Below are 22,591 nucleotides of genomic sequence, written 5' to 3'. Positions count from 1 at the left end.
CCGCCGCAGGCCCACCGGCCACGACAACAGAGACGCCGCGCCAATGACGGGGCAAAGGCGTCCGATCGGATCCCGACTCGCGGCCTCTCATCTCCAGGAAGGCCGCGTTTGATTCCATCTTGCCGACCGGCCCGCCGGTCGGAGCGTCCGCGTAACCAGAGTTCGAGAGTAGAGTACCCATGTCCACCCAGTCGCTTTCCGTCTCCGCCCCCTCCTCCGTTCGCTATGCCATCGTCCTTGGTCTCATCGTCGCGGTCGGTCCGTTCGCGATCGACATGTACCTGCCGGCGCTGCCCGCACTGGCACGCGATCTCGGCGCCGACACCGGTTCGGCGCAGGCAAGCCTGATGGCCTATCTGCTGGCCGTCGGCATCGGCCAGCTCCTATCCGGTCCACTGTCGGACATGTATGGCCGCAAGGCGCCGCTCTATGCCGGGCTCTCGATTTTCATCATCGGCAGTGCCGGCTGCGCCTTCAGTCCGACCATCGGCATGCTGATCGCCTGCCGCGTGCTGCAGGGCCTGGGTGCCTGCTTCAGCATGGTGATCCCGCGCGCGGTCGTTCGCGACCTGCACAGCGGGCCCGAGGCGGCGCGTCTGATGTCGATGCTGATGGTCGTTTTCAGCGTGTCGCCGATCCTGGCGCCTCTCGGTGGCGGCGTGGTCACCGAAGCGTTCGGCTGGCGCGCGGTGTTCGGCGTCGTCGGCGTACTGGCCTTCGCCTGCATGGCGATGGTGAAGACGCTGCTGCCTGAGACGCGGCCGGCGGTGGCGCGGAGCCAGAGCACGATCGGCAGCGCGCTCGCCTCCTATGCCGCGCTGCTGCGCGATCCGCATTTCCTGGGCATCGCGCTGATCGCCTCCTGTGCTCTCTCGGGCTTCTTCATCTATATCGCCAACTCGCCCTTCGTGATCGCCGCGCATTACGGCCTGCCGCCGCGGCTCTATGCGATCCTGTTCTCGCTGAACGGCGTCACCTTCGTCGCCTTCTCGCAACTCAACGGCCGACTCGCCAAGCGCTTCACCTTGCGCCGGGTCGTGCGTGCCGCCGTGATGCTCAACTGCGCCACGATCCTGGCGCTGCTCGCGTTGGTCGTCTCCGGCATCGATGCGTTGCCGGTGCTGGTGATCGGCCTGGCGCTCACCTTCGGCTTCGCCGGCATCATCGTCCCTTCCAGCATGGTGCTGGCGATGGAAGCGCATCCTGTCCGCGCCGGCGCCGCCTCAGCCTTCGTCGGCACGATGAACTTCGCCGGCGGCGCGCTCGGCTCGGCACTGGTGGCGCCATTCGCCAACGGCACGCCGATGCCGATGGTGACCGGCATCGCCGCCTGTTCGCTGCTCGCCGTCCCCGTCGCACTCGTCACGCTACGCCGCCGCAAGTCGCTGCCGTAGGCGTCGCCTGCACGCCCCCTCACCTCGGCGCTCGGCCGGAGGGGAACAGGAAAGCGGGAGAGACGAATCGGCTTGCTCTCTCCCGCGACAGCGATGGCGCTGCTAGGCCGCTTTCGGACCGGTCTGTCCCATCGCCGCCAGCGCCATGATGCCGCCCGGGTTCATGCTGTCGATCATGGCGGTCGGAATGAGAATCGTGGCGCCGCGTTCCTTGGTCGTCTCGTAGATGATGTTCATGGCCCGAAGCTGCAGGGCGGCGGGTGTGCTTGCGTAGACGGCGGCGGCCTCGACGAACTTCTGCGCCACCTCGAGCTCGGCCTGCCCGAGCGCCACGCGCGCGAGCCGTTCACGCTCCGCCTGGGCCTGCCTGCTCATGGCATCCTGCAAGGCCGAGGGTACGCCGATGTCGCGGATCTCGACCGAGATGACGTTCACGCCCCATTCCGCGGTCTTGCGGCCGATATCGTCACGGAGCATCTGGTCGCCCTGCTTGCGGTCGGAGAGCAGCGTCGCGAGAAGCGAGGATCCCACCATCTCCCGCAGCGATGTCTGGGCGACGCGGGCGATCGCCGACCGGTAATCCGAAATCTCGAGCGCCGCCCGCTCGGGATCATGCACCTGCCAGAATATGATGGCATCGATATTGACCGGCACGGTGTCCTTGCTGAGCGCCTGCTCGGCATTGAATTCCGTTGTCTGGATGCGCTGGTCGAGCCATGTGGCGACGGTATCGACGAAGGGGATGATCAGGAACAGGCCGGGCCCGCGGATCGCCTTCAGTCTGCCAAGGCGCAGGACCACCGCGCGCTCCCACTGGTTCGCCATCATGAGGGTCTGCGGGACGAGCAGCCCGGCGATTACCAGCACGACGGCCGCGCCCCACATGAACGACGACGCATGGTCATGGGCGGTCACAGCCGTGGCGACTCCGAGGGCAATGAGTAAGAAAGCGAGAACTCCAGCGGGCCGATTGCGCCCACCTCCGGTCAAGGCGTTCATCATGGCTTGGTCTCCTTCCCTGCGAGGGCCGTTATTCGGTCGGCCAAGTTTTTCGGGTCGACTCCCATGGCGAGTGCTGTCGCGATCACCTGCTTGGCCAGCGCATCGGTTTGCGCCGTTGCCTCTCGCCCGTTGAGCGCGGCGGGAGGATCGGCGACGAAACTGCCACGGCCGCGCACCAGCGTGATGGCACCGAGCCGTTCCAACTCGTCATAGGCATGCCGCACGGTGTTGAGATCGACCTTCAGCGCCACCGCGACCTCGCGCATGGTCGGCATCTGATCGCCCGGCCGCAAGACGCCTGCTCCCAGCAGCCTCAGGATCTGTTCCCGAAGCTGGACGTAGATCGGCACACCCGTGTTCTCGAGGCGCACCCGCTGAAGGACGGCCTGTGTATGCATTAACTAATACACTACTCTTTTAGCACAATGCGGTCAAGATCCGACCGCGCTGAGAGGGACGGTGCGCGCTCTCCCCTGACCTGTCCCGCACACAGGAAGAGGACCGTAAGAGCAAAGACGGACGACGAGAACGCTACCCCAGCGCCACGCACGCGCTGGTGCCCTCAAGAACGATCGTCGTCCCGAACGGCTTCGAGAGCGCCGCGAACCGGTCGAGGATCGATCGCGCCTGGTCGCCTTTGGCCAGGCGCGGGCGGCCGCGCCTGTGGCGCGCTTCCTTCCAGCCGAGGCTGATCGGAATAAGCTCGATGCCCTTCAGCGCGTTGCCCTGCCAGGAGAGCACCGGCACCACCGATTCCCAGAAGCGGCGGTCAGCGGGGAAACCGCCCTGATCGTTGTTGGTGCGCTTCTGGTAGACCTGCCCCGGCGTGAGATCGGGATCGGCACGGAAGCGGTCGTAGGCATCGGACGGCATTTTGGCCACCAGCTCATTCTGGCCGATGAAGTTACCGAGCGAATAGAAGATCGGCTTGCCCTTGTAGAGCTCCAGTCCGCGCAGCAAATGCGGGCCGTGGCCGATGACGAGATCGGCGCCGCCGTCAATCATCTCGCGCGCGAAGGCGGGGATGAACTCGGCCGGCACTTCCTTGCTCTCACCCTGCTCGTGCGCATGCAGGCTCACCACGACGAGATCGGCCAGGCCGCGCGCCTCCCGCACCCAGCGCAGGATGCCCTCGACGTCCTTGCGGTTCGCCGTCGTGCGCACGGCAGGCCGGTTGGAGCCGGCCGGCAGGGCGCGAAACCGCAGGTCGCCGAGCGGGAAGAGGGCTGGATCGGCGGGCGGAAATGCGAAGCCCATCTTGATGCGCTGCAGCCGCTCGGCCTCGAGTCCGAGCTGTTCGGCCATCTCGCGCAGGCTGGCGAGTTGCGCTTCCGTCACCTCGTGCACCGTCTCGAAGCGCAGAGGGTTGAGGCCAGGGCGGCCGGGCAAATCCGGCCGCTGCGCGCTCGCCTCCTGGCCCTTGGCGAAGGACGAGGCGCAGGAGATCAGCGCTACGGTGCCGTTGGGATGGGTGTGGTAGCAGGGGCGCCGCGCGTCCTCGAGATTGCGGCCGATGCCGGCGAAGGAAAGGCCCCGTCCCTCCAGCGCCTCCAGCGTGTGCAGCAGGCCCGAGACACCATAATCAAGACTATGGTTGGTGGCGGTGGCGAAGAGATCGAAACCGGCCACCCGCAATTCGTCCAGCACCCAGGCCGGCGCGCCGAAATGCGATCCGCCGCTCTCCAGCGCCGGATCGCCGCGATAGTCGTTCGCCAGCACTTCGAGATTGGTGAAAGCCACATCCGCTGCGCGCACGCGCTCGAACAGAGGCCGCAGCACGGGGTCGGCGTCGCTCAGAAGGCGGCGCTGGAGGATGGAATCGCCGGTGAGGAGGAGGTGGAAGGGAGAGGAGGTGGAAGGCGGGTACGCTGGACCGTTCATATCCCGACTCTCCAAAGCCGAGCCAGCGATGTCAAAACCATCTTGCTCGGCCCCCTCCCATCAATCGCCGCCGCTCCCTGCGGCAACAACTACCATCTCAGAACCCGCTTCAAGAGGGCCCAGGCAATGGCGACCAGGATCGCCGCGACAGCGACAAGAGAAGCGAGAACGATCAAGTTCATCTCCTTCTAGGTGCCGACCTGGGACCGAGGACGATGCCCGGTTTCGGGCACCGGCGGGGCGCTTGCCCCTAGGACTTAGGACCGAATCGGCATTTTCAATAGAAGCTGGGGCTCGTGCGCAGGATCGCGGGGGGCGTCATGCACGACTTCGCGGGTTGAGACGCGTGGGGGATACCCACTCGGCAACCGGCACGACGGGAGAAGCGCGGCCGGTTGCACCCCAAAGGGCTGGTTCACTTTTCCTGTGCGGGGGCGACCCTCCTTCGGCGATCGGACGCGCCGTGATCGCGCGTACGGTCAATCGTGTTTCCGGCTCCCCGTCCCTTCGGCGCAGCGCGCTGCCGGGACCTCGCCGCCTTCGGCGCGGCGACCGCTGTCTTCCGCGAGGCGCCGCGGTTCTCGTCCAGGCAGGCAGCGAAGATCCCCTCGATCAGCCCCCGGCAATCCTCGCTCGACATGTTGGCGAGCGGATCGACCCCCAGCACTTCCCGTGTGACCTTCAAGCCCGTCATGCAGGCGAGGAGCAGGGTTGCGCGCAACAGGGCGGGTTCCGGCAGCTTCGCCGCCAGCGGCTCTATGAATTCCCGCAAGCCGAACGCCTTGATGATTTCCCGCGCCTTGGGGCTGGAAAGCGAGCAGATGAAAATGCCGAATCCGATCGCATCGCGGTTGAAGGATTCGTCGGTGAAGATGCGCGGAAGATCCTGCTTTTCGCCCAGAATAGATGGTCCGGAGTCGCGCGTGGCTTCGAGCACGTCGGCGAAGAGTTGCTCCTTGGAACCGAAGCAGCGATGGACATAGGCGACGTCGATGCCCACGTCGCGGGCGATGTCGCGCAGCTTCACTTCCTCGTAGGAAGTCCGTGCGAACTGGAGCGCGGCCGCCGCCAGAATGCGTTGGCGCGTCTGCTCGCCGGACCGTTTTCTCGCGACCTTTCCCGTCACCGCCGCATCTCGCCAACCAATCTTGCAGTTTACTCGTATGCCGACCAACACGCTCTGTCAACAGCTGTTGACTACGCGGGACCACCGCGGCCACCCCTCCTGCGGGCCGACCGTCCTTGACTTAGGGAACAGTCATTTCCTAAATATCTAGTATGGTTGCCAATGCCGTCGTCCCCCGCCGCTCTCCTCTCCGCGGTCGACCGCGCGAGTTCGACATGGACGAGGCGCTGGACAAAGCGATCCGCGTATTCCGGGAGCAAGGTTACAACGCCACCTCGATCACCGATCTCGGCACGGCCATGGGATTGGCAGCAGGCAGCCTTTACAAGGCCTTCAAGGACAAACGCGCGATTTACCTGGCGGCGCTGGAACGTTACCAGATGCTACGCGCCGAACAGATACGCCGCCTCGCCGAAACGCCCAGGAGCGGTCGCGCCAGACTGTGTGACCTGCTGTCTTTTTATGTCGATTCCGCGCGCGGCATCGAAGGGAAGCGCGGATGCCTCGCGATCGGCGGCGCAGTCGAGCTCTCGATCCTCGATCCCGAGGTGGCTGCCCTGGTCCGGCGTAACCTGGCACGCATCGAGAGCCAACTGGCCGATTTGATCCGACAAGGCCAAGCCGATGGCTCGATCTCGCGCAGTGTTGATTCGGCGGAGACGGCGCGCGTCATGCTATGCCTGCTGCAGGGCCTGCGGGTGGTTGGCCGCGCGGGTCGTCCGCCCGACGACCCCGCTGCCACCGTCGCCATCGCGATGAAACTTATTGCCTGAACAATGCGCGTAAATGGGGAATGTACATTCCCCATGTCGAGTAGAGTGGAGTAGCGTCATGTCGACGATTGCCGAATGCGCCGAGCCGGTTTCACCGGCCGCCGCCCTGCCCGCCTGGATCACCTTCCTGCTTGCCGCCTCGTGCGGCCTGATGGCGGCCAATCTCTATTATGCCCAGCCTCTGGTGGCGCCGATCGCGGCCGATCTCGGCCTGTCGCCTCAGGTCTCGGGCATCGTGGTGACCATGACGCAGATCGGCTATTGCCTCGGCCTGCTGCTGATCGTGCCGCTCGGCGACCTGGTGGAGAACCGGCGGCTGGTGCTGGCCACGCTCAGCCTCTCCGCGCTGGCGCTGCTGGGTGCCGCGGTCTCGACGCATCCCCTGCCGTTCCTGAGCGCCGCACTGCTGATCGGGCTGGGTTCGGTCGGCGTACAGATTCTCGTGCCTTATGCCGCGCATCTGTCGCCACCGGAAATGCGCGGCCGCGTGGTAGGCAATGTCGCGACCGGCCTGATGCTGGGCATCATGCTGTCCCGGCCGGTGTCGAGCCTCATCGTCTCCTTCAGCTCCTGGCATGCGGTCTATTTCATCTCGGCTGCCGCCATGCTGGCTTTGGCGCTGGTGCTGCGGGCGACGCTGCCCATCCGCAGACCCGAGGTGCGGATCAGCTATGGCGCGCTGCTGCTGTCTCTCGTGCAGCTAGTGCGCACAACACCGCTTCTGCGCCGTCGCGCCTTCTATCAGTCCTGCCTGTTCGGTGCCTTCAACCTGTTCTGGACCACCACGCCGCTCCTGCTGGCGAGCCCCACCTATGGCCTCAACCAGAGCGGCATCGCCCTCTTCGCCTTCGCCGGTGTGGCGGGCGCCATCGGCGCGCCGGTCGCGGGCCGGCTGGCCGATCGCGGCCATACGCGCATCACGACCGTCTTCGCCATGCTTCTGTCGGCCGGCGCTTTCCTGCTGACGCGTGTAGCGGAGCCGGGCTCGACCACCGCCCTCGCGCTGCTGGTGGTGGCGGCGCTGGCGCTCGATTTCGGCGTCCAGGCCAACGTGGTGCTGGGGACGCGCGCCCTGTTCATGCTCGGCGCCGAAGCGCGCGGGCGGCTGAACGGTCTCTATATCGCGATCTTCTTCGTCGCCGGCGCGGCCGGTTCGGCGATCGGCGCCTGGGCCTATGCTCAGGGAGGCTGGCCGCTCGCCGCCTGGATCGGCTTTGCCGCGCCCGTCGCGGCGCTGCTGTACTTCGCGACCGAGTGAGCAACGCACCAGCGCGAAAGCGGGATCGGGACTCGCGGCAACCGTGCCGCCTCCCCATATAGCCTCTCCATTTGCGGAGGTGCGTCATGCCGCTGGATGTTCCCAGCCCCCTCGATGACAACTCGCTGCTCGATGCCTATTCGCGTGCCCTGATCGCGGTGGTCGACCGTGTCGGACCAGCCGTGGTGCGCGTGGAGCGTCTCGGCGAAGACGGCCAGCCGGCCGGCGGTACCGGCTCCGGCGTCGTGATCGCCGGCGACGGGCTGGTGCTGACCAACAGCCACGTGGTCGGTGGCTCGACACGCGTGCGGCTTTCCTTCGCCGACGGCAATGCGCGCGAGGCCCGCGTGCTGGGCGACGACGCCGATACCGATCTGGCGCTGTTGCGCACCGACCTGCCGGCCGGAACGCCGGCGGCGGCGCTGGGCGACAGCAAGGCGCTGCGGCGTGGACAGCTCGTGGTGGCGATCGGCAATCCGCTCGGCTTCGAATCCACGGTCACGGCCGGCGTCGTGTCGGCGCTCGGCCGCAGCCTGCGCGCGACCTCGGGGCGGCTCATCGACGACGTGATCCAGACCGACGCCGCGCTCAATCCCGGCAATTCGGGCGGACCGCTGGTCTCCACTGCCGGCGAGGTAGTGGGCATCAACACTGCCATGATCGCGCGCGCCCAGGGCATCTGCTTCGCCGTGGCGTCGAACACCGCGGTCCTGACCGTAAGCGAGTTCATCGCCCACGGTCGCGTGCGCCGCGCCCATATCGGCATCGCGGCCGAGACCGTGCCGCTACCGCGCCGTATCGGCCTTGCCACCGGGGCCGGCAAGCGTGCCATCCGCATCAGCGAGGTGATGCCGGGCGGCCCGGCCGCCATGGGTGGTCTGCTGGCAGGCGATCTGATCCTGTCCGTCGATGGCATCACCGTAGAAGGAGCCGACGACCTCGTGCGCCTGCTGGGCGCGTCGCGCATCGGACAGGAGACGAGCGTCTCGATCCTGCGCGGCGGTGCGGTCCAGACGAGGACGCTGGTGCCGATGGAGCGGCGCTCGAAGTAAGCGGTACCCGATAACGGCTGGCCGCTTATACGCCTCGCTGTCATTGAACTGTCATCGCATCCACGTATCCCCCGCCCGGGTTCTGCAAGCCGGCAGGAAGGGAAGCGGGGAGCGTGTCGCGCATAGAGGTGGAGCACCTCGTCAAGGACTTCGGCGGCCGCGCCGCCGTGAACGACGTGTCGTTCTCGGTGGAGCGCGGCGCGTTGTGCGTGCTGCTGGGCCCGTCCGGCTGCGGTAAATCGACGACGCTGCGCCTCATTGCCGGCCTCGAGGAGCCGACCGCCGGCCGCATCGTCATCGACGGCCGCGACATCACGCACCTGCCATCGAAGGACCGGCGCATCGCCATGGTGTTCCAGTCCTATGCGCTGTTCCCGCATCTCACGGTGGCGCAGAACATCGTATTCGGCCTCGAGGTGCGCGGGGTGGCGCGGGCGGAGCGCGATGCCCGCCTCGGCAAGGTCGCGGCGCTCGTGGGACTGTCGGAGTATCTGACCCGGAAGCCGGGACAGTTGTCGGGCGGTCAGCGCCAGCGTGTGGCGCTGGCCCGCGCCATCGTCTCCGAGCAGCCGGTCTGCCTAATGGACGAGCCGCTTTCCAATCTGGACGCCAAGCTGCGCCAGGAGATGCGGGTCGAGATCCGCGCCCTGCAGCAGCGGCTCGGCATGACGATGATCTACGTCACCCATGACCAGGTCGAGGCCATGACCATGGCCGACCAGGTGATCCTGATGAAGGACGGGGCCATCGAGCAGGCCGGCTCTCCCGTCGATCTCTACCAGGCGCCGGCGACCGTGTTCGCCGCCCGCTTCGTCGGCGCGCCGCCCATGAACCTGATCGCCGCGGCCGGTCCGGAGCCATCCGTGGTCACGGGCGTCCGCGCCGAGGACATGCGGCTCGCGCCGCCGACCGGCAACGGTGCCGATGCCGAGGTCACGAGCATCGAATATCTCGGTGCCGACACGATCGTCGGCCTGCGGCGCAGCGACGATGGCGACGCCATCCTCGTGCGCGTCCCGGGTCGCGCATCGGCCCGCATCGGCGAACGCGCCGCCCTCGCCTGGGATCCCGCGCACGAGCATCGCTTCGATCGCGCTTCGGGCCGCCGTCTCTCCGCCTTTCCGCCTTCCACCGACAGGAGTCCTGCATGACCATCAGCCGCCGTCTTCTTCTCGCCTCAGCGCTCGCCGGCAGCGCCGCCCTCGCGGCGGGCCCGGCGCTGGCCGAGACCCAGCTCAGCTTTTTCTATCCGATCGCTGTCGGCGGCCCCGTCACCAAGATCGTCGATGCCATGGTCGCCGATTTCGAGAAGGCCAATCCCGGCATCAAGATCAAGTCCGTTTATGCCGGTTCATACCAGGACACGATCGCCAAGATCCTGACCGCGCTGAAGGGCGGCGACTCCCCGCAGGTCGCCGTGCTCCTATCGACCGACATGTTCACGCTGATCGATGAGGATGCCGTCATTCCCTATGACGAACTGGTCAAGGGCGACGAGGGCAAGAAGTGGTTCGCGAGCTTCTACCCAGGTTTCATGCAGAACAGCCAGGCCAACGGTAAGACCTGGGGCATCCCGTTCCAGCGCTCGACCGTGGTGCTGTACTGGAACAAGGAGGCCTTCAAGGAGGCCGGCCTCGATCCCGAGAAGCCGCCGCAGAGCTGGGAGGAGATGCGCGCCTTCGCCCAGAAGCTCACCAAGCGCGATGCGTCTGGCAACGTGACGCAATGGGGCATCGAGATCCCTTCGGGTGGCGCCTTTCCCTACTGGCTGTTCCAGGGCCTGACCACCGAGAACGATGCCATCCTCATGAACCAGGACGGCACCAAGGTCGCCTTCGACAAGCCGGCCGTGGTCGAGGCGCTGCAATACTGGGTGGACCTCGGCCACAAGGACAAGGTGGCACCGTCGGGCCTGGTCGAATGGGGCACCACGCCGAAGGACTTCTTCGAAAAGAGGACGGCGATGATGTGGACCACGACCGGCAATCTCACCAACGTGCGCGACAACGCCAAATTCCCCTTCGGCGTCGCGATGCTGCCGGCCAAGGTCCGGCGCGGCACACCGACCGGTGGTGGCAATCTCTACGTCTTCAAGAAGTCGACGGCCGAACAGCAGGCTGCGGCGCTCAAGTTCGTGCAGTTCATGACCAGCCCCGAACAGGCGGCGCGCTGGTCGATGGCCACCGGCTACATTGCCGTGTCGCCCGCCGCCTTCGAGACGCCGGCGCTCAAGGAGTACGTCACCAAGTTCCCGCCCGCCGCCGTAGCGCGCGACCAGCTGCCTTGCGCGGTCGCCGAGCTGTCGACACACGACAATCAACGGGTGACCAAGGTCTTCAACGACAACCTGCAGGCGGCGCTGCTCGGGACCAAGACACCAGCCCAGGCCCTGAAGGATGCGCAGGCGGAAGCCGACCGTATCCTCAAGGCCTACCAGTAGCCCGAGCGTCGCCGGCCTCGCCACCGTTGGAACACGTTCCTCCCTTTTACCGGTCCGCCTCTCAAGAAGGGCGGGCCGGAGGCTCGCGGTCCGGCAAGATGTCGTTCGGCTTGCACCGTTTGATGCCGCGTCGGACGACGGTCGAGGCGTGGCTGCTGCTCCTGCCATCGGTGGTGCTGCTCGCTACCTTCGCACACATCCCGATCGTCGCGACGCTGATCGATTCCTTCTATTCGACACCCAGGCGCAATCGGCCAGCCCACTTCGTCGGTCTCGACAACTACCGGGACATGGTCGCCGACCCGATCTTCTGGAAGGCGCTGATCAACAATCTGATCTATGCCGCCGGCACGATCCCAGCGGCTGTCGCGATCGCGCTCGCCATGGCGCTGTTCGTCGACAGCCGCCTGCCCGGCCGGTCACTGCTGCGTATGGCCTACTTCACGCCCACCGTCCTGCCGATGATCGCCGTCGCCAACATCTGGCTGTTCTTCTACACGCCGGGCTATGGCCTGCTCGACCAGATCGCGATTCTGTTCGGCGGACACACCACCAACTGGCTGGGCTCCCAGCACACCGCCCTGGCCGCGGTTATGGTCGTGGCAGTGTGGAAGGAAGCCGGCTTCTTCATGATCTTTTATCTCGCTGCCCTCCAGCAGATCCCGCCCGACCTGCGCGAGGCGGCGGCGATCGAAGGCGCCTCGCGCTTCACTTTCTTCCGCCGCGTGACCTGGCCCCTGCTGATGCCCGTCACGCTCTTCGTGCTGGTCAATGCCGTGATCAACGCCTTCCGTACGGTCGACCACATTTTCATGATGACCGGCGGCGGGCCGGACAATGCCACCAACGTCCTGCTGTTCCATATCTACGAGATCGGCTTCAAATTCTGGGACCAGGGAGCCGCCACGGCGCTGACCATGGTGCTGCTGGCCCTCCTCGGCCTGTTGGCGCTGGCGCAATTCCTGTTCGCCGGCCGCAAGGTGCATTACCAATGAGGGCGCGCCCTTCTCTCGCCCTGGAGACCGCTGCGGCTTGGGCGCTCGGCCTGTTCTGGCTGGCACCGCTGCTCTACGCCGTCTGGACCGCTTTCCATCCCGCGGCGTACGCGACCCACTTCGACCTTACCGCGCCCCTGACCCTGGAGAACTTCGCACGGGCCTGGAGCGCCGCGCCGTTCGCGCGCTATTTCCTGAACACCATCCTGATCGTGGCGATGATCGTCGGCACGCAATGCGTGCTGTGCACCCTGGCCGCCTTCGCCTTCGCACGCTTCACCTTTCGCGGCCGGGACCTGCTGTTCGCCCTGGTACTGATACAGCTCATGATCTCGCCAGAGATCCTGGCCGTCGTGAACTACCGCACGGTGCGCGCGCTGGGTTCCATCGATACGCTGTTCGGCGTGGCACTGCCCTACCTCGCTTCGGCCTTCGGCATCTTCCTGCTGCGGCAGGCCTTCCTGCAGGTGCCCAAGGACCTCGAGGAAGCCGCACGCATCGAAGGCTGCGGCACGCTCGGCGTGCTATGGCGCGTCTACGTGCCTCTGGCGCGGCCGATCTATCTCGCCTACGGCCTGGTGCAGGTGAGCTACCACTGGAACAACTTCCTGTGGCCGCTGATCGTCACCAACTCGGTCGAGACGCGGCCGCTCACGGTCGGCCTCTCGGTGTTTGCCTCGTCAGATCAAGGGATCGACTGGTCGGTCATCACGGCCGCGACCCTGATGACCTCCGGTCCTCTTCTGGTCGCCTTTTTGCTATTCCAGCGCCAGTTCGTGCAGAGCTTCATGCGCGCCGGCATCAAGTAGCCACCTGCAGTCAGTGCCGATGGGCCATGGCAACGAGCCGACGACCATGGTCGACGATCCCATCCGCCGTCATCAGGCATTGCACGCGCTGACGGATGGCGATGTGTGCCCGGTTCTTCAGCTCAGGCGGCAAATGACCGAGAAAGTTGCCGAAGGTGCTGGCCTCGGAATAGCGGATCACCGCCTCGGCCGACGGCCAGGTCCGGGTAGTCTCAAGCACCTCGATCCGCGACGGCACAAAACCCGTCATGCCGAAGAAGGCCCTCATCTCTTCGGCGTCGACCGGGAACGCGAGCTGGGCCCGGGGCCGCGGGAACTGGTTGAAGGGCGGCTCGGCCAGCACCTTGCTGGCGATCTGATGAACGTGCGTGCGATGCCCCTTCAGCATGGTACTGATGCCGATCCGGCCGCCCGGACGCAGCAGCCGGGCGCATTCGAGCAGCGGCTTGGTCTTCTCCGGCAGCCAGTGGAACACCGCGTTCATAATCACGACGTCGAACGTGCCATTGGCGAGGTCGTCGAGGTCGTAGGCGTCGCCGACTTCGAAGCGGAGATTGTCGCGTCGCTTGCTGTGCGCCAGCTCGATGCGCAGAGGCAGAGGATCGATGCCAACGACTTCGCCCGTGGGGCCCACCAAGTCGGCCACATGTTCGGCCAGCAGCCCGGTCCCACAGCCGAGATCGAGCACACGCTCGCCCGGCTGGATGGCGAGATCGGCAGCAAGTTTCTGCCCCGCCTGGAATTGGCGTGTGGCGCTGATCCGTTCGTAGTCCCGCGCCAGCTCGTCGCTATCGAGTGAAAGCGAGGGCGCCCCGACCAATCGCAGATGTCGTGCCGCCGCCATACCGTCCTCCAACGCTTATCCTTTACGCGCCTCGCTCGGCACTATAGCTCGAAACCGAGCAGAAATGCGGCCAGCTTGTCCTGCTGGCAGGGGCGGTTCGCCATGACATACTGGCATTTCACAAGAAAGGCACCGTGAATCCATGCGCGTCGAGATCCTGTGTACGGGCGACGAAATCCTCACCGGCAAGACCATCAACACCAATTACAGTCACATCGCCCGGCGTCTGGGGGAAGTTGGCCTCGACGTGGTCTGGGGTACGGTTGTGGGCGACGATCGGGACAGCCTGCTGGCCGCCTTTCGCCTTGCGGGTGGACGTGCCGATGCGGTGATCGTCAATGGCGGCCTGGGCCCGACGGTCGACGATCTCTCGCAGGAGGTGGCCGCGGAGGCTTGCGGCGTTCCGCTGGTGCTAAGCGAGTACTGGCTGCAGCGCATGACCGAGTCCTACGCCCGGCGTGGACGCGTCATGCCGGCCAACAACAAGAAACAGGCCATGCTGCCCGAAGGGGCGGAATTCATCGACAATCCGATCGGCACGGCCTGCGGTTTTGCCGTCACGATCGGCAAGGCACGCTTTCTCTTCACGCCGGGCGTACCACGCGAGATGCGCCGCATGCTGGACGAGCAAGTGATCCCGCGCCTGCTAGCACTGGGCGGCATCACGGGTGTTTCGCGCCTCAAGCGCTTTCACAGCTTCGGAATCGGCGAAAGCCGCGCCGACGAAATGCTGGCTGGCATCCCCGGCCTCGCGATCGACGGCGAGATCAAGCTCGGCTTCCAGGCCCATTTTCCGCAACTGGAAACCAAGTTGGCCGTGCGCGGAGCCGATGAAGCGGACCTCGTCGCCAGGCTCGCACCGGTGGAAGCCGAGGTGCGCCGAAGGCTCGGGAATTTCGTCGTCGCGGAGGACGAGCAGACGCTGGAAGGCGAGGTGATGCACAAGCTGCTCGCCCTGGGCCAGACGCTGGCCGTGGCCGAGACCTTCACCGGCGGCAACATCGCCGCGCGCCTTGCGCCGCTGGCGGGAGCGGAGACGGTGTTCAAGCGCGGAGTGGTGACCCGCACTCTGCCGACAGAAGGCGCATCAGCCCAGGCCGCAATCGAAGCCGCGGCTGCTCTGCGACGGGAGAGCAGGGCCAGCCAGGCGCTGGCGGTCCTGGTGCAACTGGATGATGGCCCCGACCGGCCCGATTTCGGCGCCACGATCGCCATCGGTATCGCCGATGCATCGGGAACCGTGTCACGTCAGGCGCGCATGGTCGGAGGCCGAGATTGGGTGCGGGTCGGTGCGACCGAACTCGCCCTCGACTGCCTGCGTCGCCATCTGTTCGGCCTGCCGGTCGACGAACGCATCGACTTCGAACGCCGTTGACGGCCAGTAATCACGACTGCCACGGTAGCTTCACGCGCTGCGGCGGGCGGTCGGGGGGACCGAGCACGAGCATCTTGCGCCAGGCAGCGTCGGGCGCCTTGTCGTCGAACACGATCTTGCCGCCGGCTTGGGTAACGCCAAGCCGCTTCCACAGCTCGTCGAGATCGACCGCCTTGCCTTTGAGGTAGTGATTCTGGACCAGCCCGGTCATCACGTCGGTCTGGCTGGCCCGGTCACAGGCTTCGGCGAACTCCTCGACTGTCGTGCGCCGCGTTTCATCGAGCCCATTCCACAGCACGCCCTGCAAGCAGTCCTCGAGTCCCCGCGCTCCCTGCGTGGCGCGACGGATGCCGACATCGGCGAGCAACATGAAGAGGGCGCCGCCCCAGAAGGTCTGTTGTCCGGTGGCATTGGCGAGGCCGCCGGTAAAAGCGGCGGTACCGCGCGGCATGTTGTCGACCCACTCCTTCCACACATCGACCTCGCGCTTCCAACCGGCGCGGGCTCGTACGATCGACTGGCCATAGGTCGCGAGACCTTCCGTCAGCCACGTGCCGCGATTGGTGATAGTCGGCATGCCGCTGCGCATGAGCTCGCGCATCAATCCCCACTGGCCGTAGAGCCGTCGCAGCTCGATGTCGGCGCCGACCTCGACCATGATGGTAGTACCGCCGCCGGCGATGCTGTTGGCAATGCCCAGACCGGACCGATTCTCATTGGGCACGAGCGTGAGCAGGAGCTGGCGGGCCGTAAAGCCTTGCCAGTAATTCGCCACCGCCTCGGCCGTACGGCGGACCCAGCCGAGAACGTCGCCGCGCCCCTCCGCATTCAGCCCGTCGAGCAGCGCTACCCGCAGGACACCCTGCTCCTTCGGCTGGCCGGGCCGAAGCGAGCCCGGCGCGGGCACCGGCATGTCATGCTGGGCGAAGCGCCCCATCGCCGTATAACCGGCAAGCCGCACGGTCGAATCCTTCAACCGCCAGGCATCACCGACCTTCGGCAGGCCAGAGGCGAAGGCAAGACCTTCCGCCGCCTTGACGCGGATATCGATCACCGGCGCGTGGCCAAGGCCGCGTGGTTCGAGCAACCAGGTCTCGAGCATGCCTAGAATGGCGCCGCCGCGGACCACGGCCGTTCGGACCGTCGTGATCTCCTGGGCGTAGCCCATCAGATCGATGCGGTAATGCACCTCGGCGATGCCTTTCGCCGGCTCGACCCACCAGGAAGTGGCTGCGCGCTGCAGCGTTCTGCCGGTGCCGTCGATGACGTCCGTCACGCGTTCCGCCATCTTGTCGTTCGCGGCGTTGAAAGTCAGCGGGCCGGCCGACTGGCATCGGAACACAACGCCGACTTTCAGGCCATCGCCGGTGAGCTCGATATCGGCGGTGCAATCGGGCATAACCGGCTGGGCCTGCACGTTGGGCGCGCAAGTCGCGGCGACAAGCAGGGCAGTTGTGATCAAGCAGCGACGCAACATGCGGCGACGCTAGCATGACCTCGAACAGGCGTCCTAGACGTTGCGCCGCGCGATGGCTCGGCCGGCGATATAGCCAAAGGTCAGGCAGGGTCCGATCGTCGTCCCTGCCCCCACTGCCTTGGTGCCGATAGGACTCGCCATCGCGATACCGGCGCAATAGAGCCCGCCGATCACGCTACCGTCCGGACGCAACACCTCGCAGCGATGGTTGGTCCGCGGTCCGCCCTTTGTGCCGAGACTGGCATAAAGGAAAGGCGCCGCATGCAACGGCGGCTTCTCGACGGTCGCGAGCGCCTGGTCCTTTGTGTAATGACGCTCCCAGGCCGTCTCGCCGCGATGGAAGTCGCGGTCGACGCCCTCCTTCGACCAGCCGTTGAAGCGATCGACGGTGGCGCGCAGCGTTGCCGGATCGAGACCGATCTTGGCTGCCAGTCCCTCGATCGTGTCGGCGGTGCGGACGAAGTCCGGGTCCTTGGACGCGTACAGGGCCGAGAGCCGATTGACGTAGCGCGAATCGAAGATGCGCCAGGCGGGGATGTGCCTCGACCGCCCGTCCGGCCCGCGCTCGTCGATGGCTGCCCCCAGGGATGGACTGCCTTCGCTCGTGAAGCGCTTGCCCTCGCGGTTCACGAGGATGCAGTGCGGAGCGTAGCTCTCATAGAGCGGCTGCGCATGACGCTGGCCTTCGTAGGTCGTAAAGGTGGCAGGCGCGATATTGGACTGATCCATGTGGGCGAGCGCGGCGCCGACCTCGGCGGCCATCCGCTGGCCGTCGCCGGTATTGGTGCGAGGTGCGCCGATGATCTCGATGCCGGGAAAGTGCTTCGGCATATAGTCGGGCGCCCAGTCGAAGCCGCCGGTGGCCAGCACCACGCCCTTGGCGGCGCGGATCGTGACTTGCTTGCCATCGATCACGGCCTCGACACCGCTGATCGCCTGGCCGTCGCCGGTCAGACGTTTGACGTCGGCGTCCATCAGGATGCGGCAGCCATGATCGAGACAGCCACGGGTGAGCCCGACGATCAGGCCATTCCCTAGTCCCACCTGGCCGGCGATCACACGCCAGACGAGGGACGGACCGAGCCTCAAGACGGCGCGCACGGGATCCTTCAGCACCCCGTTGACCATCTCCTTGTAAGTGAAGAACTGCGGCTTCACCGACTTGCGCACGCGGTTCCACCAACGGCCGAGCCGATAGCGGCTGATCAGCGTCGGCGACACCATGCGCCCGAACAGCTTGCCGCCCGGCGCCTCGACATAAAAATCCGGATGGTTCACCAGCTCGAAGACGAGCGGCGTGTGATCCTCGACGAAGCGCAGCATGGGTGCGGAATTCTCCGCCAGCGCCCGCCACAACTCGTCCTCGGTTTCCCGCCAGCCCGGCGGCGCGACGGCGCGGATATAGGTCAGCGTCTCTTCCGGCGAATCGGCAATGCCAGCCGCCAGCATGTGATGGTTCGCCGGCACCCAGGTGCCGGCAGCCGACATGGCCGTGGTGCCGCCGAGATAATGCGATTTCTCCAGGACGACGACCTTGGCACCGCCGACCGAGGCAGCCAGCGCCGCCGACAGGCCGGCTGCCCCCGACCCGACGACAACGACGTCGCAATCGATGTCAGCCATGGTCACGCGCCCACAGCCGCCGCCACACAGGCGCGAATAGGCTGGCCAGCCCTTCCATGGAGAAGCGCATCAGCACGATCACGATCAACGCGAACACGGCGAGATTCCATTCACCGTACTTCTGCAGGTAGGTCATGACGATCTGCACCGGCGCCGCGCCGATCACGGGACCGAGGAAGGTTCCGAATCCGCCGATCACCACCATGATGACGATCTTGGCCATCTCGCTGAAGTCGATCATCTGCGGGCTGAGAAGCCCGATGAAATGGCCATAGAACGCGCCGGCGAGACCCGCGACTGCACTCGAGATCGAAAATACGGCGATCTTCACCCGCGTCGTGTCGATACCTAGGCTCTTGGCGCGCAGCTCGTTGTCCTTGATGGCACGCATGAAGTAGCCCAGCGGCGAATCGATCAGCGCACGCAGCCCGATCAGAACGACGGCGGCGAGCGCGAGGAACGTGAAATAGTACGGCAGCGGACCAATGGTACTGTAAAGCGGCTTGACGCTGAGACCAAGTTCGCCGCGCGTGAATTGGTAGTCGGCGGTCAGATAGATGTGCACCGTCTCGGCGAAGGCCCAGGTCGCAATGGCGAGGTAGATCGCCCGCATCCGCAGCACCAGCCGGCCCAGGACAAGGCCGAACAGCGCCGCGAGGACGACGCCCGCCGGAATGCCGATCCACGCCGGCGCACCGAGGTGGTAGCCCAGCAGGCCCGATGTATAGGCACCGACCGCGGCGAAGGCGTGATGCGCCAGCGAGAACTGGCCCGTGTAGCCGGCGAGCAAATTCCAGCTCGAGGCGAGGATCACATAGTAGAAGCCGATGGTCAGCACGTGCAGGGCAAAGTCGCCAGCGACCAGCGGCGCCAGGGCGAACAGAGCCACCGTTACCAGGATGGCAATGACCGAGCGGTGAAAACTCGGCGGGAACCTGAAGGAAGCGCTCATCCCAGCAGGCACTCCTGGATGAGATCGCGCACGCGGTCCTCACCGAACTCGGCAACCGGCCCGGCGGCTTTCACCTTGCCGAGATTCATCATCACCACAGCCTCGGCATGGCGCAGCGCATCGGACACGTTCTGATCGACCAGCAGGATCGTGGTCGGGATGGCTTTCCGCGCCGTCTGCAGGAGTTCGTACACCTGATCGGCCAGGTTCGGCGCGAGGCCGACCGTCGGCTCGTCAACCAGCATCAGCCGCGGCTCGGTAATCATTTCGCGGGCCACCGACAACATACGCCCCTGCCCGCCACTGAGGCTGCCAGCCTTGTCACGCCGACGCTCGGCCAGCACCGGGAAGATCTCGTACACCTGGGCAATGCGCCTCTTGAGGCGCGCCGCATCCTTGCGGATCGTCCAGCCGCCGACCCGCAGATTCTCTTCAACGGTCAGGTGCGGGAACGTGTTGAGTTCCTGCGGCACATAGCTGACGCCGAGCCGCTTGACCTCATGCGGTGGCAGGCCGGCGATCGGCTTGCCATCGAGGGTAATGGCGCCGCGATGCGGGCCCAGCAGACCGAACACCGTCTTGAGCAGCGTCGACTTGCCCGCGCCATTGGGACCGATCACGAGTACGAAGCCGCCCAATGGCACGTCGAGCGACATGCCCTGCAGAATATCGACGCCACTCTGGTAGGCGGCGTGGATATCCTCGATGGCGAGAAGCGGCGCGGTCATTCCAGCGCCTTCCCGAGATAGCCGGCGATCACCTCCGGCAGCCGCGCCACCTCGTCGAGCGATCCCTGCGCCGCGACCCGGCCTTCCATCATCACCGTGACCTGCGGGCAGAGGCGCCGCACGATCGACATCTCGTGGCTGACGATCAGGAAGGTGGCGCCGTGCCGCCGATTCACGTCAACGATCATGTCGATGATGGAATCCTTGATCACCGGATTGATGCCCGAGAAAGGCTCGTCGAGCACGTAGCAGGTGCCGGGCACCATGAAGCCGCAAGCCATCTGGAGAAGCGCACGCTGGCCGCCCGACAGCTTCTTGGCCTGGGTATCGGCGAGACGCCCCAGCTTGGTGAGCTCGATCATGCTGTCGGTCAGCGCAAGCCCATCGCCACTGTGCAGGCTGCGACGCGCCAGGAACGAGGTCAGCAGATTCTCGCGCACCGTCATGTTGCCGAACAGGCGCGTCACCTGGAACGAGCGCACCAGGCCGAGCCGCGCGATCTGGTGCATGCCGAGCCCCTGCAGGCTCTTGCCGGCCAGCCTCACGTCACCGGCGTCAGGCGCGTGGACGCCCGTCACGAGATTGACCAGCGTCGTCTTGCCGGCACCGTTCGGCCCGATCAGGCCGCGGATCTCTCCAGGCGCCACGGTCAGCGACACATCGTTGGTCGCCAGCAGACCGCCGAAGCGCTTGCGCAGGCCCTGCGTCTCGAGAGCCCAAACCTGTCCAGACGACATCAGGCTTCCCGTCCGCGCTCGCCGAACAGGCCGGTGGGCTTGAACGCCAGGATCAGCAGCACCAAGGCGAAGCCATAGATGTTCTGATAGGCCGAATCGATGAAGGCCGCGCCGAAGGACTCGATCAGGCCGAGCAGGATGCCGGCGATCAAGGCGCCCGGAATCGAGCCTAGGCCGCCGATCACCACGATCTCGAAGCCCTTCACGGTGGTGATCAGGCCGTTGGTCGGGAAGACCAAAAACACCGGCGCCAGCAGCGCCCCCGCGAGGCCCGCCAGGGCGACACCAATGCCGAAGGCGACGCGATCGATGCCGAGCACGTCGATGCCGGCGGTCTGTACACCGACCCGGCTCTGGGACGTCGCGCGCAAGGCGAGCCCGTACCAGCTGTAGCGCAGCACGCCGTAGAACAAGGCCAGCGCCACGAGGGCAAAGACGAACGCCGCCACACGCGCGCCCGCCATCGGCATCGGTCCGACCATCACGATCGGGAGATTGGAGCCGGGCGTGAACTGATTGGGCCCCGCCAGTCCGGTAGCCAGGCTGCGCAGCAGAAGCAGCAGGGCCAGTGTCACGACCGTGGCGTAATCGTCGCGTGCTTCCGGCGGCTTCTTGAAGATCGGCTTGATCAGGCCCCACTGCACTACGAGGCCGAAGGCGAAGACGCCGGCCGCGGAGATCGGGATGGCGAGCCACCACAGATCAGGTCCGAGCAGGAACGCCACCAGCATATACTGCAGGTAGCTTCCGATCATGTAGAATTCGCCCATCGCCCAATTGATCATGCGCATGATCGAGTAGATGAACGTGATCCCGAGAGCCATGAGGGCGTAGAGCACGCCGATCATGACTCCCGAGATGAACGTCTGGACGACGAGCTCTGTCGAAAACATCCGAGGATCGAAGAAAGAAGGCCTGTCAGTCCGTCACGCGGCTATTTGGCAGCCGGTGCCGAATACTGGACCTCGACTTCAGCGTCCTTCCAATCCTGCATCGGCTTGGTGTAGTGCAGGATCAGCACCGGCGGCACCCAGTTGTGCCAATACACGCCCTCGGCCCGCGGGAAGGTCACCGGCGCATCCGGCCAGCTCTTGAAGGTTCCGGTCTCCAGCGTCTTGATCAGCGCCTTCGAATCGGTGCTCTTCGCGGCGTTGATCGCCTGAGCGATGATCTGAATGGCGCCGTAGCCGTTCAGCGCGCCATAGACCGGATCTTCCTTGTACTTCTCGGTATAGGCGGCCGCGAAGGACTTGCCGATGTCCGACAAGGGCGTCTTCGGCGAATAGTAGGCGATGAAGTAGATGCCCGCGCCGTTCTTCTCGTGCAGCTTCCAGAATTGCGGCCGCGCCGGTGCGTCATAGGAAACGATCATCGGCGTATTGGGCAGCAGGCCGATGGTCGTCGCCTGGTCGATGATCAGATCGCAGGGCTGGCCGACGCCGATATTGATGACGAGGTCCGGCTTGAACGCCTTGACCTGCAACAGCTGCGGCGTGAGATCGGTGACCGAGCGGTCGAACGCAATCTTCTGGACCTCGAGACCGCCCACCTTCTTGGCCTGGGCGATCGTCTCGTCGGCGATGCCGATGCCGTAGTCGGTCGTCTCGGCAATCATCGAGATGCGCTTGAAGCCCTTCTTCTTGATGAGCTCCATGAAGGTCGCGACGCGCACTTGGTCGACCGCATGGGTGCGGAAGGCGGTTTCATAATGCTTCGACGTGATCTCTGCAGCCGAGGCCTGCAGCGACATCGTCGGCACGCCCATGTCCTTAGCAACCTCGTTGGCGGCGATGGCGACCGAGCTGTGGAAGAAGCCCGGGACGAAGACGACCTTGTCCTCGCTGACGAGACGGCGATAGGCCGCGACACCGGCCTCCGGCTTGCCCTGCGAATCCTCGACATAGAGCTTGAACTTGCGCCCCCCGAGAACGCCGCCGGCATTGTTGACGGCATCGATGCCCATCTCCGCTCCACGGCGAATGAGCTGGCCACCCGTCGGATCGCCCGGCGGCGACAGCGGTACGATCAGGCCGATGCCAATATCCTGGGCCTGGACCGGCAAGCACGTAGCCGAAAGCGCGGCGGCAACCGCGGCCGCCAGAAAGAAACCCTGTTTACGCATGCC

At 65.7% G+C, this 22,591-nt stretch carries 21 protein-coding genes; 9 read left to right on the top strand and 12 right to left on the bottom strand.

What is annotated here, in order from left to right:
- Window positions 1–179 precede the first annotated feature (179 nt).
- The gene (locus tag B5D62_RS31000; protein ID WP_085937961.1) at window positions 180–1,394 is read left to right on the top strand and encodes a multidrug effflux MFS transporter; all 1,215 of its coding nucleotides are present in this window, start codon (window positions 180–182) and stop codon (window positions 1,392–1,394) included.
- 102 nt (window positions 1,395–1,496) lie between these two features.
- On the opposite strand, the gene B5D62_RS30995 is transcribed toward B5D62_RS31000, so the two are convergent.
- The 4 genes from B5D62_RS30995 to B5D62_RS30980 all read right to left on the bottom strand — a co-directional run bounded on the left by B5D62_RS30995 (window position 1,497) and on the right by B5D62_RS30980 (window position 5,403).
- Window positions 1,497–2,309, bottom strand: a complete 813-nt coding sequence (locus B5D62_RS30995) for a slipin family protein (protein ID WP_231715004.1) — start codon at window positions 2,307–2,309, stop codon at window positions 1,497–1,499.
- A gap of 83 nt (window positions 2,310–2,392) precedes the next feature.
- Complete coding sequence (locus B5D62_RS30990; RefSeq protein ID WP_085937959.1) at window positions 2,393–2,794, bottom strand: GntR family transcriptional regulator; 402 nt, start codon at window positions 2,792–2,794, stop codon at window positions 2,393–2,395.
- Window positions 2,795–2,927: 133 nt separating this feature from the next.
- Window positions 2,928–4,277: a CapA family protein gene (locus B5D62_RS30985; protein WP_085937958.1), complete on the bottom strand. Its 1,350-nt coding sequence runs from the start codon at window positions 4,275–4,277 to the stop codon at window positions 2,928–2,930.
- A 415-nt stretch (window positions 4,278–4,692) separates the two neighbouring features.
- Complete coding sequence (locus B5D62_RS30980; RefSeq protein ID WP_170921240.1) at window positions 4,693–5,403, bottom strand: TetR/AcrR family transcriptional regulator; 711 nt, start codon at window positions 5,401–5,403, stop codon at window positions 4,693–4,695.
- Between the two features lie 215 nt (window positions 5,404–5,618).
- Here B5D62_RS30980 and B5D62_RS30975 point away from each other — a divergent pair, with 215 nt between their 5' ends.
- From B5D62_RS30975 to B5D62_RS30945, 7 genes are all read left to right on the top strand, one after another.
- Complete coding sequence (locus B5D62_RS30975) at window positions 5,619–6,176, top strand: TetR/AcrR family transcriptional regulator (RefSeq protein ID WP_085937984.1); 558 nt, start codon at window positions 5,619–5,621, stop codon at window positions 6,174–6,176.
- A gap of 58 nt (window positions 6,177–6,234) precedes the next feature.
- Complete coding sequence (locus tag B5D62_RS30970) at window positions 6,235–7,434, top strand: MFS transporter (RefSeq protein WP_085937956.1); 1,200 nt, start codon at window positions 6,235–6,237, stop codon at window positions 7,432–7,434.
- Between the two features lie 86 nt (window positions 7,435–7,520).
- The gene (locus B5D62_RS30965) at window positions 7,521–8,486 is read left to right on the top strand and encodes a S1C family serine protease (protein WP_085937955.1); all 966 of its coding nucleotides are present in this window, start codon (window positions 7,521–7,523) and stop codon (window positions 8,484–8,486) included.
- A gap of 113 nt (window positions 8,487–8,599) precedes the next feature.
- Window positions 8,600–9,637 (top strand): ABC transporter ATP-binding protein, encoded by a 1,038-nt coding sequence (locus B5D62_RS30960; protein WP_085937954.1) that lies wholly within the window; start codon window positions 8,600–8,602, stop codon window positions 9,635–9,637.
- Window positions 9,634–10,926: an ABC transporter substrate-binding protein gene (locus B5D62_RS30955; protein WP_085937953.1), complete on the top strand. Its 1,293-nt coding sequence runs from the start codon at window positions 9,634–9,636 to the stop codon at window positions 10,924–10,926. Before B5D62_RS30960 ends, B5D62_RS30955 begins: the two co-directional genes overlap by 4 nt.
- A 122-nt stretch (window positions 10,927–11,048) precedes the next feature.
- On the top strand, window positions 11,049–11,921 hold the full coding sequence (locus tag B5D62_RS30950) for a carbohydrate ABC transporter permease (RefSeq protein WP_085937983.1): 873 nt from the start codon (window positions 11,049–11,051) through the stop codon (window positions 11,919–11,921).
- Complete coding sequence (locus B5D62_RS30945) at window positions 11,918–12,730, top strand: carbohydrate ABC transporter permease (protein WP_085937952.1); 813 nt, start codon at window positions 11,918–11,920, stop codon at window positions 12,728–12,730. Before B5D62_RS30950 ends, B5D62_RS30945 begins: the two co-directional genes overlap by 4 nt.
- 10 nt (window positions 12,731–12,740) lie before the next feature.
- Here B5D62_RS30945 and B5D62_RS30940 read toward each other — a convergent pair whose 3' ends face one another.
- Window positions 12,741–13,574 carry a class I SAM-dependent methyltransferase gene (locus B5D62_RS30940; protein ID WP_085937951.1) on the bottom strand — a complete coding sequence of 278 codons (834 nt, stop codon included), beginning with the start codon at window positions 13,572–13,574 and terminating at the stop codon, window positions 12,741–12,743.
- A gap of 142 nt (window positions 13,575–13,716) precedes the next feature.
- Here B5D62_RS30940 and B5D62_RS30935 point away from each other — a divergent pair, with 142 nt between their 5' ends.
- On the top strand, window positions 13,717–14,949 hold the full coding sequence (locus B5D62_RS30935) for a CinA family nicotinamide mononucleotide deamidase-related protein (protein ID WP_085937950.1): 1,233 nt from the start codon (window positions 13,717–13,719) through the stop codon (window positions 14,947–14,949).
- Between the two features lie 10 nt (window positions 14,950–14,959).
- Here B5D62_RS30935 and B5D62_RS30930 read toward each other — a convergent pair whose 3' ends face one another.
- Genes B5D62_RS30930 through B5D62_RS30900 form a run of 7 tightly spaced genes read right to left on the bottom strand, consistent with a single transcriptional unit; the run spans window position 14,960 to window position 22,588 of the window.
- A complete protein-coding gene (locus B5D62_RS30930; RefSeq protein ID WP_139374186.1) occupies window positions 14,960–16,411 on the bottom strand; it encodes a hypothetical protein in 1,452 nt (483 codons plus the stop codon).
- A 48-nt stretch (window positions 16,412–16,459) separates the two neighbouring features.
- The gene (locus B5D62_RS30925; protein WP_085937948.1) at window positions 16,460–18,049 is read right to left on the bottom strand and encodes an FAD-dependent oxidoreductase; all 1,590 of its coding nucleotides are present in this window, start codon (window positions 18,047–18,049) and stop codon (window positions 16,460–16,462) included.
- Window positions 18,042–19,001 (bottom strand): branched-chain amino acid ABC transporter permease, encoded by a 960-nt coding sequence (locus B5D62_RS30920; protein ID WP_085937947.1) that lies wholly within the window; start codon window positions 18,999–19,001, stop codon window positions 18,042–18,044. The genes B5D62_RS30925 and B5D62_RS30920 overlap by 8 nt, the downstream gene beginning before the upstream one ends.
- Window positions 18,998–19,729: an ABC transporter ATP-binding protein gene (locus B5D62_RS30915; RefSeq protein WP_085937946.1), complete on the bottom strand. Its 732-nt coding sequence runs from the start codon at window positions 19,727–19,729 to the stop codon at window positions 18,998–19,000. The genes B5D62_RS30920 and B5D62_RS30915 overlap by 4 nt, the downstream gene beginning before the upstream one ends.
- Window positions 19,726–20,466, bottom strand: a complete 741-nt coding sequence (locus B5D62_RS30910) for an ABC transporter ATP-binding protein (RefSeq protein ID WP_085937945.1) — start codon at window positions 20,464–20,466, stop codon at window positions 19,726–19,728. The genes B5D62_RS30915 and B5D62_RS30910 overlap by 4 nt, the downstream gene beginning before the upstream one ends.
- Window positions 20,466–21,359 (bottom strand): branched-chain amino acid ABC transporter permease, encoded by an 894-nt coding sequence (locus tag B5D62_RS30905; RefSeq protein ID WP_085937944.1) that lies wholly within the window; start codon window positions 21,357–21,359, stop codon window positions 20,466–20,468. Before B5D62_RS30905 ends, B5D62_RS30910 begins: the two co-directional genes overlap by 1 nt.
- A gap of 41 nt (window positions 21,360–21,400) precedes the next feature.
- Entirely contained in the window at window positions 21,401–22,588 is a 1,188-nt protein-coding gene (locus B5D62_RS30900) for an ABC transporter substrate-binding protein (protein WP_170921239.1), read from the bottom strand.
- Window positions 22,589–22,591: the final 3 nt, after the last annotated feature.

Origin of the sequence: Enhydrobacter aerosaccus (assembly GCF_900167455.1) — a bacterium.
Lineage (GTDB): Bacteria > Pseudomonadota > Alphaproteobacteria > Reyranellales > Reyranellaceae > Reyranella > Reyranella aerosaccus.
The sequence above is the reverse complement of the archived record's forward strand: the minus strand, read 5'-3'. Positions and strand labels throughout refer to the sequence as shown.